The 10,125-nt window shown below is 64.5% G+C and carries 6 protein-coding genes; 3 read left to right on the forward strand and 3 right to left on the reverse strand.

The genetic code is table 11. The annotated features are described in order from the left end of the window. Positions 1-184: 184 nt before the first annotated feature. The 3 genes from AC0IY0_RS17260 to AC0IY0_RS17270 are packed head-to-tail and all read right to left on the reverse strand — an operon-like array spanning position 185 to position 5,087. Entirely contained in the window at positions 185-1,531 is a 1,347-nt protein-coding gene (locus AC0IY0_RS17260; protein ID WP_471764771.1) for an NCS2 family permease, read from the reverse strand. After that, complete coding sequence (locus tag AC0IY0_RS17265; RefSeq protein WP_471764772.1) at positions 1,531-4,263, reverse strand: molybdopterin-dependent oxidoreductase; 2,733 nt, start codon at positions 4,261-4,263, stop codon at positions 1,531-1,533. Before AC0IY0_RS17265 ends, AC0IY0_RS17260 begins: the two co-directional genes overlap by 1 nt. Further along, positions 4,260-5,087 carry an FAD binding domain-containing protein gene (locus AC0IY0_RS17270; protein ID WP_471764773.1) on the reverse strand — a complete coding sequence of 276 codons (828 nt, stop codon included), beginning with the start codon at positions 5,085-5,087 and terminating at the stop codon, positions 4,260-4,262. The genes AC0IY0_RS17265 and AC0IY0_RS17270 overlap by 4 nt, the downstream gene beginning before the upstream one ends. 144 nt (positions 5,088-5,231) lie before the next feature. Here AC0IY0_RS17270 and pucL point away from each other — a divergent pair, with 144 nt between their 5' ends. The 3 genes from pucL to AC0IY0_RS17285 all read left to right on the forward strand — a co-directional run bounded on the left by pucL (position 5,232) and on the right by AC0IY0_RS17285 (position 9,632). Beyond that, on the forward strand, positions 5,232-6,074 hold the full coding sequence (gene pucL, locus AC0IY0_RS17275) for a factor-independent urate hydroxylase (protein ID WP_147908527.1): 843 nt from the start codon (positions 5,232-5,234) through the stop codon (positions 6,072-6,074). 574 nt (positions 6,075-6,648) lie between these two features. After that, positions 6,649-8,133 carry a methyl-accepting chemotaxis protein gene (locus tag AC0IY0_RS17280; protein WP_461230941.1) on the forward strand — a complete coding sequence of 495 codons (1,485 nt, stop codon included), beginning with the start codon at positions 6,649-6,651 and terminating at the stop codon, positions 8,131-8,133. A gap of 323 nt (positions 8,134-8,456) precedes the next feature. After that, positions 8,457-9,632, forward strand: coding sequence for a glycosyltransferase (locus AC0IY0_RS17285; RefSeq protein ID WP_461230940.1), 1,176 nt, complete (start codon positions 8,457-8,459; stop codon positions 9,630-9,632). Positions 9,633-10,125 lie beyond the last annotated feature (493 nt).

The raw sequence follows: 10,125 nt of genomic DNA on the forward strand, positions 1-10,125 counted from the left end.
ACGAGGGCGACTGGTCCGCCGAACTTTTCCCGGGGCCAAACTGCGACTTCGGCGTTGCAATCCGGGTCGATGAAGCCGGGCCTTTTCACGACACCATCTCGAAGGCGTGAGCGAAACCGTCGATCTCGCGACGGTTTAGTCGGCGGCCACGCGCTTATGATCGGTCTTTTTCCTCGGCACGTTTTCAATGCGCGCTGCCGGTCTCAAAGAACTTGAGCAGGAACAGCGCTGCGATCACCCACACCACCGGCTTCACCTCGCGCGCGCGGCCGGTGAGCAACTTCAGCGCGGCGTAGGTGATGAAGCCGAAGGCGACGCCCGTGGCGATCGAGTAGGTGAACGGCATGAGCAGCGCGGTCACGCAGGCGGGAATCACCTCGGTGGAATCGTCCCAGGCGAGGTCGACCAACTCACGGAGCATCAGGCAGGCGACGTAGAACAGGGCCGGCGCAGTGGCGTAGGGCGGGACCGCGCCGGCCAGCGGGGCGAAGAACAGGCAGGCCAGGAACAGCACGGCCACGGTGGCGGCGGTCAGGCCGGTGCGTCCGCCCTCGGCCACCCCGGAGGCGCTTTCCAGGTAGGCGGTGGTGCTCGACGTGCCGAGGAGCGAGCCCACGAAGATCGCGGTGGAATCGGCCAGGAGTGCGCGGTCGAGGCGTTGCATCCGGCCGTTGGTGAGCAATCCGGCACGGCTCGCCACTCCCATCAGGGTGCCCGTGGCATCGAACAGCTCGACCAGGAACAGCACCAGGACGACATGCAGCAGGCCGCCCGACACGGCGCCGGAGAGGTCGAGCGCGAACAGGGTCGGGGCGATCGCGGGCGGCATCGAGACGACACCCTGGAACGTGTTGCCGGCGACCAGGAAACTCAGCCCCGTGACCGTCAGGATGCTTGTGAGAAGGGCCGCCCTCACCTTCCGGGCCGACAACGCGGCGACGATCAGAAAGCCGATCACCGCCAGCATCGTGCTCGGCTTGTGCAGGTCGCCGAGGGTCACGAACGTCGCCGGGCTGGCGGCCACGATGCCGGCGTTCTTGAGCGCGATGACGGCCAGGAACAACCCGATCCCGACCGTGAGGGCGATCCGCATCGAGCGCGGGATGCCGTCGACGATGATCGCCCGGAGGCCCGTCAGGGTGACGGCCAGGAAGCAGAGGCCGGAAATGAACACCGCGCCCAGCGCCGCCTGCCAGGTGAAGCCCATGCCGAGCACGACCACGTAGGCGAAGTAGGCGTTGAGCCCCATCCCGGGCGCCAGGGCGATCGGGTAGTTGGCGTACAGGCCCATCACCAGCGAGCCGAGCGCCGCGACCAGGCAGGTCGCCACGAACACCGCGCCCTTGGGCATGCCGGCATCGGCCAGGATGCTGGGATTGATGAACACGATGTAGGCCATCGTCAGGAAGGTGGTCAGGCCGGCGAGTAGCTCCGTGCGCACGGTGGTCCCGTGCTCTGCGAGCCGGAACCGGCGCTCCAGGAAGCCGGGCCGCCCGGGCGCCGGGATCGCCACCTTGCGCACGCCGTCCATCACCCCTCCCCGCCGCAGCCGGTCATCGTGGCGCGGAAGATCCTGTCGGGCGCGAAGGGTGTCGCGGTGAGCCGGGCCCCGGTGGCGTCGCGGATCGCGTTGCTGAGAGCCGCCGCAACCGGATTGAAGGGCGACTCGCTCATCGACTTCGCGCCGAGCGGCCCGACGCTGTCGTGGGTCTCGGCGAACAGCACTTGCGTATCCGGAACGTCGGCGCAGGCCGGGATGTGGTAGTCGCGCAGCGTCCGGGTGGCGACCCGGCCCCAGGCGTCGATGGAGAAATCCTCGTACAGGGCAGCGCCGATCGCCTGCGCGATCCCGCCCTCGACCTGCCCGCGACATTGCATCGGATTGATCACCCGGCCCGCGTCGGCGGCGTGGACGCTCCGAAGAATGCGGACTTCACCGCTCATCGGGTGGACCGCCACCCGGAAAGCTTGCACGTTGAACGCCACCGAACGGGGGCTGCCATCGGCCCGGCCGCGAGCCTCGAGGGGCCCGATCCTCATGAGCGGGATGGAGCCGCCCGGTACCGCCACGGCGTCTCTGTCCAGCCGGCATGCGTCGACCTCCGTTCCGGACATCTCGGCCGCGCGCGCCCGGATCATCACCGCCAGCGCCTCAGCCGCGCGGAGCACCGCGAAGCCGGCGACCACGGTGCCGGTGCTTCCGTAGGCGCCGGTGTCGTGGTCGACGGCGTCGGTATCGGCGCCCGCGATCCGGACGCGGTCGGGGGCAGTGCAGAGGGCCGAGGCCGCGATCTGGCGATGGACCGTGGCGGTCCCGTTGCCGAATTCGGCCGTGCCGACCCGCACGGTGAACCTGCCGTCCGGATCCAGGCTCACCCGCGCGTCGGCATGATGGCCGCGGGGCGGGATCGTGTCGATCATGGCCATCGCCATGCCTGTGCCGGCCCGCCAGCCGGGCTCGGGTTCCGGCCCCGGATCGGCGCGCAGGGCCTCCTCAGCACGATCGAGGCATTGGTCGAGTCCGTAGCTGCCGAAGACCACGTCGTGCGGCTCCAGGCTATTCGACACCATCGGGTCGCCCGGACGGACGGCGTTGATCCGGCGCAACGCGAACGGGTCGATCCCGAGCGAGCGGGCGACTTCGTCGAGGGCCGATTCGACGGCGAAGATCGTCTGGCTCAGCCCGTAGCCCCGGAAGGCGCCCGACGGCACCGTGTTGGTGAAGACGGCACGGCCGTCGACCCGCTTGTTCGGGCAGGTATAGGCGGCCAGCACCTCGTTGCAGCCGTGGTGGATCACGCCGCCGGCATGGTTGCCGTAGGCGCCGGTATCGGAGAGCACGTCGAGGCTGATCGCCGTGAGCCGCCCGTCCCGGCGGGCGCCGACCTTCACGGCGACCTGCATCGGGTGGCGGGTGGTGGTCGCGATGAACTGCTCCTCGCGGGTCAGCTCCCAAACCACCGGCCGGCCGGTGCGCAGGATCGCGAGCGTGACCAGATCCTCGGTCAGCATCTCCTGTTTGCCACCGAAACCGCCGCCGACCCGGCCGCACAGCACCCGCACCGTGTTCCGTCCAAGTCCGAACAGGTCGCATAGGGCGTCGCGGGTCAGGAATGGCACCTGGCTGCTGGTGCGCAGCGTCAGGCGCCCATCGGGGCCGCGCCACCCGACGGTGCCGTGCGTCTCCAGGGCGACGTGCTGGACCCGTTGTGATCGGAACGTCTCCGCATAGACGACATCGGCCTCGGCGAAGCCCGCATCCACGTCACCGATCTGGCCATGCACCTCCGCAGCCAGGTTCGGATGGCGCGCCAACGGAGGCGCGTCGGCGCCGGGCCGGTCCCCCGGATCGTGGATGATCGGGGCATCCCCGGCGAGGGCCAAAGCGGGATCGAGGAGGGCCGGTCGCAGTTCGTAGGTAACGTGCAGAGCCCGGCAGCCGGCCTCCGCGGCGGCCTCGGTTTCGGCCACGACCGCCGCGACCCGCTGGCCGACGAACCGCATCACCGAATCGAGGACCCGCGTGTCGGCGGCGTCGTCGCGCGGGTCTTCGTGGCGGCCAGTGGAGAACGCCTGCTGCGGCGCATCCGCGTGGGTCAGCACCACGACGACCCCCGGGACGGCGCTTGCTTCCGCGGTGTCGATCGCGACGATGCGGGCATGGACATGCGGCGAGCGGAGTACCTTCACGTGCAGCGCGCCCTTCGGCGGCGCGTCGAGGGTGAAGCGCGCCCGCCCGGTCACCACCAGGGGCGCAGCCGGGGCCGGCAGGTTCCGGCCGATCGGGTCCCCCTCCCCGGCGACATCGCGATGGGCGATCTCGCCGATGGCATCCCGGATGGCACGGTATCCGGTGCAGCGGCACAGGTTCCCTTTCAGGGCCGTGCCGAGGTCCTGCTTCTGCCCCTGGTTCAGGGTCGCGGCGGTCATGATCATGCCCGACGTGCAGAAACCGCACTGGAAGCCTTGGGCCGCGAGGAACGCGGCCTGCACCGGATGGATCGCGTCGGGCGTCGAATCGCCGGGACGGCAGGGACCGGCTAGACCCTCGATGGTGGTGACGCTGCGGCCCTCCGCGCGGAAGGCCGGGACCAGGCAGCTATGCACCGGCTCGCCATCGAGATGGACCGTGCAGGCGCCGCAATCGCCGGCGTCACACCCCTTCCTGACGCCGTACCAGCCGGACTCGCGCAGGTAGGTGCGCAGGCACTGGCCGGGTCGCGGCTCGCCGGCATGCGCGTGGCCGTTGACGGTGAATCTCATGCCGCAGCCTCGTCGGCCAGCGCGTCGCGGATTTCCTCCGCGAGGTGGCGGGTCATGTGCGCGCGCCAATCCGGTCGGCCGTGGACGTCGTCGTACCAGAGGTCGTCCGGGATCGCGGCATCAAGCGCCCGTGCAAGCTGCCGGCTATCCGGCAGGCCGGCGAAGGTGAGGCGCAGGGGTCGGCGGATCGAGGCGGTGACGGTGAGCGCGAAGGTGCCGTCGGATCCCCTGGTTCCGATCAGCAGCGCCCCGGAACGGCCGTTCGGGCTCAGGCTGATGCGCCGGAACGCGGTCCGGCGCATCAGAGCCGCGGCCGGAATGATCACGTTGCGCAGGATCTCCCCCGGCTGCAGGGCATTCCGCTGCGGCCCGAGGACGAACTCCGTGACCGGCAGACGACGCTCGCCACCGTCCGGCGCCCAGACCACGCAGGTCGCCTCGAGAGCGGCGGCCAGCGCGGTCATGGGCCCGGCGGGCAGCGCCATGCACAGGTTGCCGCCGACCGTCGCGACGTTCCAGATCTTGAACGACCCCAGCAGGGCCCGGCAGCATTGCCCGACCAGGGGAGCCGCAATCCAGTTCGCCGGAAGTTCCAGCCGGTCGAGCTGGGCGATGGTGCAGGTCGCCGCCAGCGTCACGCCGTCGGAACCAACGGTATGCGGCGTCCAGCCGAGCGATGTCAGGTCGATGAGACGCCGCGTCGTCGGCTGCGGCTCCGAGAACAGCCAGGTTCCACCGGCCAGACAGGCGTCGCCATCCTGCCAATTCGGCAGCTCGGCGCGCGCGTTCGGGCGGAGGACGGTCTCGATCGTGTTGAGGTCCACACGCCCTCCATGTCCGTGGGTCGCGCCGATGCCGCTCGACCGCACCATATGCCGGCCGATGTGCCGAGTCGGTCAAGGGACTCGGTAGAGATACGGCGCCTCCGGTCCTAAGCTCACGCTTCGAACATCCTCTCGGAGATCATCATGGCTCTGACAGCATCGCGGTATGGCAAGGATCGGGTCCGTGTCCTGCGGCTGACCCGGTCCGGCGACCACCATGTGCCGCGGGAGCTGACGCTGTCCGTGATCCTGACCGGGCGATTCGAGGACGCCTGGACACGGGGCGACAACCGGGCCTGCATCGCCACGGACAGCGTGAAGAACATCGTCAACGTGACGGCGGTCAAGAACCCGTCCCTGAATGCGGAAGCCTTCGTGGCTGCCGTGGCGCAGGTCCTGCTCGCGACCTACCCTCAGGTCGAGGCTGTGGCGATCGAGGCCGAGGAGACTCGCTGGCTCCGCCATGTCATCGCAGGAATACCGCACGGCCATACCTTTACCCGCGACGGCAACGGCTTCGGCTTCGTCGGGCTCCACGCCGACCGGTCCGGGTCGATCCTGTCGTCGGGCTTGCGCGGCTACACCTTCATGAAGACCACGCAATCCGGTTGGACCGGCTTCGTCGCAGACGGCTACCGCACCTTGCCGGACGCCACCGACCGTATCGCCGCCACAAGCATGGATGCGACCTGGACCTGGTCGTCGGCTCCGGCGGATCACGAGGTCGCGAACGCGCGGATCCTCTCGACGCTGCTGACGGTGTTCGGGACGAGTTACAGCCGCGGCGTGCAGGACAGCATGTATCGGATGGGCGAGGCTGCGCTCGAAGCGGTTCCGGAGGTGGCCGAGATCGCCTTCGTGATGCCGAACAAGCACTACGTGCCGATCGATCTCAGTCCGTTCGGATTGGACAATCCCGGAACGGTGTTCCTTCCCACGGACGAGCCCTCCGGCCGGATCGAAGCCACGATCGGCCGAACTGGCTGAGCGGGCGTCCTTTGCTTCGTTTCGGAACGGCTGGGCCGATCCAGCGATGCGCGCTTCTCAAATCCTCGCGATCGTAACGGCCCTGCAGTGAGCGACGGGTACGCGTGCAATGCACGGAGACGTTGCAGAACCGCGTGAGCCAGACAGGTCCGACCGACCGGGCGCGCCCGAAGATGCGCGGCCCGATCGGATGAATCCGCGATATTTCGCGTGGTTGGGGGATGTCTCGGCAACCAAGGGGCATCGCGGTCCGAATGACCGCGGGGTGGCCGAAGCGATCGTGCCCGATGCGCGGCAGGTGTACCGATCGACTACGACCGAGTGTATAACTATCGACGGAGTTCGGCAGAGAGACGTATCATAGATCAAGCGGCGACATTTACGCATGCAACCCCTGCGTGCGCCCCTAAAAACTCTGAGTTGGACGCCGCATGCAGGCCGAGCAGGCGCCGTTTATCTCGCGTTCGACCGTTTAACCTGCAGTCAATACGCTCTTGATACAGCCGCCTGAAGAAAAACCGCGACGCCCGGCGCGAACGCGCCGCGCATCCCGTCAGAGCTTCCGGAGGACATCATGTTCAATCGCTTGGTGGGCGCGCGCGACCGGGACGCCAAACTGGCGGCCCTGAGCCGGTCGCTCGCGACGATCGAATTCGCCTTGGACGGCACCATTCTGGATGCCAACGCGAATTTCCTGGCGGTGATGGATTACTCCCTCGCGGAGATCCGCGGTCGCCACCATGGTCTGTTCGTCGACCCCGCGGAGCGCGAGGGCGAGGCCTATCGCCTGTTCTGGGATAAGCTGCGGCTCGGCACCTACCAGACCGCGGAATACAAGCGTATCGCCAAGGGCGGCCGCGAGGTCTGGATCCAGGCGAGCTACAACCCGGTGCTCGATCGTGCCGGCAGGCCGACCAAGATCGTCAAGTTCGCCACCGACATCACGTCGCAGAAATTGCGCGCCCTCGACCTCGACGGCCAGATCGCCGCCCTTCACCGGTCGCAGGCGGTGATCGCCTTCTCGCTCGATGGGACGATCCTGAGCGCAAACCAGAATTTCCTGGACGCCGTTGGGTACCGGCTCGACGAGATCGTCGGACGCCACCACGGGCTGTTCGTCACCGACGTGGAACGGTCGAGCGAGGCTTATCGCGCTTTCTGGGCAGCGCTGGCGGACGGCGAGTTCCAATCTGCCGAGTACCGCCGGATCGGCAAGGGCGGCCGCGACGTCTGGATCCAGGCGACCTACAACCCGATCAACGATGCGAGTGGACGACCGGTCAAGGTCGTCAAGTTCGCCACCGACATCACCGCGCACGTCCGAGAGCGTCAGCGCCGCGCCGAGGCCCAGCAGGCGATCGGTGCCGACCTCGACGCGATCGGCCGAGCCGTCGAGGACGTCACGCGGCAAAGCGGTACAGCGGCCGCCACTGCCGGCCGCGTATCCGTCGATATCCAGGCCATGGCGTCCGGCGCCGAGCAACTTTCGATCTCGGTCAGCGAGATTAGCCAGCAGGTGAGCCATGCGGCGTCGATGGCCGGCCAGGCCGTGACCCAGACGCAGCAGACCGGTAGCATCGTCGCCGGCTTGAGCGATCAGGCCACGCAGATCGGCGATGTGGTCGGGCTCATCGCCGGTATCGCAGCGCAGACGAACCTCCTCGCACTCAACGCGACCATCGAGGCGGCGCGAGCCGGCGAGGCCGGCCGCGGCTTCGCGGTGGTCGCCTCCGAGGTCAAGGCTCTGGCCGAACAGACGGGTCGCGCCACGGACCAGATCCGCGGTCAGATCGCTGCCGCCCAATCAGCCACCCGTGAAGCGGTGGGCGCGATCGACACCATCCAGGGCACGATCCGGACCCTGAGCGACGTCTCCTCGACCATCGCCGCGGCCGTGGAGGAGCAATCCGCGGTCACACGCGAGATGTCCGGCAGCATGCAGACGGTCTCCCATGGGGTCTCGACCATCGCGGCCGGCATGGACACGATCGCCCAGGCCAGCGAGCAGGTTGATCGCGCCACCCGCCAAGTGCGCGAGGCTTCGCGCGCGGTGGGGTGAGATGGTGATGGCATGGTCGCGGGTGCATTAGATCGGAGCGTTCCCGTTCAAAGGCGAATAAGATCAAACGTCTAAATCCTAAATGCTTCGAAGATATCAATAGGATTTTTGCTAAATAAATGGTTAAATTATGGATATTATAATATATTAAGTTATACATTACAATATCTATTCGTTTAATCAGGCAAAGATATCCGGCGGATCTCAGTGAGCTTCCAGCGTACCGGGGCGCCACCGCTTTGCGAATGTCGCATCGTCGCGGTACAAACTGGAATCACCACCAACGGAAGCGGCGTATCACTTCGCCCGAAAGTATCTCCACGATGACTTCTTCTGGTCAAAAAGTTTGCTTGTCAATGATTGTCAAGAACGAAGCTCGGGTTATCCTGCGCTGTCTCGACTCTGTACGTGCCGTTATTGATCATTGGGTAATTGTAGATACCGGTTCAACCGATGGAACCCAGGACATCATTCGTACCGCCATGTCCGATGTGCCGGGCACCTTGCTGGAGCGTCCATGGGTCGACTTTGGTCACAACCGCACCGAGGCGCTTGAACTCGCTCGACCACACGGCGATTACACGCTCGTCATCGATGCCGATGATGAACTGATCACCGCCCAAGGCGGAATGACCATTCCAGCCGACTACAAACTGCCAAATCTCGATGCTCCCGGGTACACCCTACAAATTCATGACACCACTATGCGGTACCCACGGACGCAGCTGTTCAAAAACGCGTTTCCTTGGCGTTATCGGGGCGTCCTGCACGAGTTTGCAGAATGTAAAGAACTGGTCTGGACTGACACGTTGCCGCTCGCAATGCGGCGGGGTCACGATGGCGCGCGGCGTCGCGATGAGAGCACGTATGTACGTGACGCTGAGCTGTTTGAAAAAGCTCTCAAAATCGAAAAAGACCCATTTCTATTATCGCGCTACACGTACTATCTCGCAAATAGTTATCGCGATTGCGGCGAAAAACGCAAGGCCCTGCAGGCCTACCTCCATCGTACGACAATGGGCTTTTGGGAGGAAGAAATCTACATCAGTTATCTGGGTGCCGCCCTGTTGATGGACAATCTTGGCGATCCATTTGATGAAGTTATTGCGTGCTTCGATAAAGCTATCGCGATCAATCCTCGCCGAGTCGAGGCGATGTATTACGTCAGTCGATATTGCCAGGATAAACAGCGCTACGTCGAAGCGTACCATTATGCAGAATCGGGGCTTGGACTATCGCCGCCAACGGAAGGACTTTTTGTGCAGCATTGGATGTATAATTATGGATTGATGGATAAGTTTTCTGTGATAGCTTTTAATACAGGACAGTATCGAGCCTGTCTATCGGCATGTATCGGCGTTCTTGGATGCCCAGAATTTCCCCATGAAGAACGTCAACAACGTGTAGAAATTGCAAGAAAAGCGCTAAATAAGATGGTCGATCCAGCTTGGGGTGCCAATCATTCATCTTATAGCGCGGTCTATAGCCCAGACTGGTGATTGCGGCACTTAAAGCTGCAGATCGACGAGATTTTGGGCAGTATCAACGAATTTCAACTAAAGAAGCAGCCGCGGCAAGAAAGTCTGTCGTCAATGAAACTTTACTTCTAGACAAGTTTTTGAGATCTCGATTATTGTAAAATATTGAATATCACCCATGATTGTAAATAATAAGTGATTAATTTGCTTGAATGTTTATTAATTCGATTGTAATAAAAATCAGTTTATGGTTACTTTATTTTTGAATATAGTCATCTGACACGAAGTGAAAAATGCATTCATTGGGCCGGTTGACGCCATGTGCTGCAGCGAGTTGCAAGGGACACGTTCAAATCATTCCAGGCGGTATCCCCATCGTCCACCGCGCTCGTTCCTGGCTGGCCTAGTGCACTGACTCAGACGGATGGTTCAGGGGCTCGATTGAGGGCGTCGAAGATGGCGGCGGCGGGCTTGGTCCAGACGAAGGGTCGTGGGCTTTGGTTGTGCTCACCGA

The sequence above is a fragment of the Methylobacterium sp. AC315 genome, assembly GCF_979253755.1.

Bases quoted from the DNA above. Each gene is read 5' to 3' on its own strand.
- AC0IY0_RS17285 (WP_461230940.1), top strand. From the start codon at position 8,457: ATGACTTCTTCTGGTCAAAAAGTTTGCTTGTCAATGATTGTCAAGAAC.
- AC0IY0_RS17280 (WP_461230941.1), top strand. From the start codon at position 6,649: ATGTTCAATCGCTTGGTGGGCGCGCGCGACCGGGACGCCAAACTGGCG.
- pucL (WP_147908527.1), top strand. From the start codon at position 5,232: ATGGCTCTGACAGCATCGCGGTATGGCAAGGATCGGGTCCGTGTCCTG.
- AC0IY0_RS17260 (WP_471764771.1), bottom strand. From the start codon at position 1,531: ATGGACGGCGTGCGCAAGGTGGCGATCCCGGCGCCCGGGCGGCCCGGC.
- AC0IY0_RS17265 (WP_471764772.1), bottom strand. From the start codon at position 4,263: ATGAGATTCACCGTCAACGGCCACGCGCATGCCGGCGAGCCGCGACCC.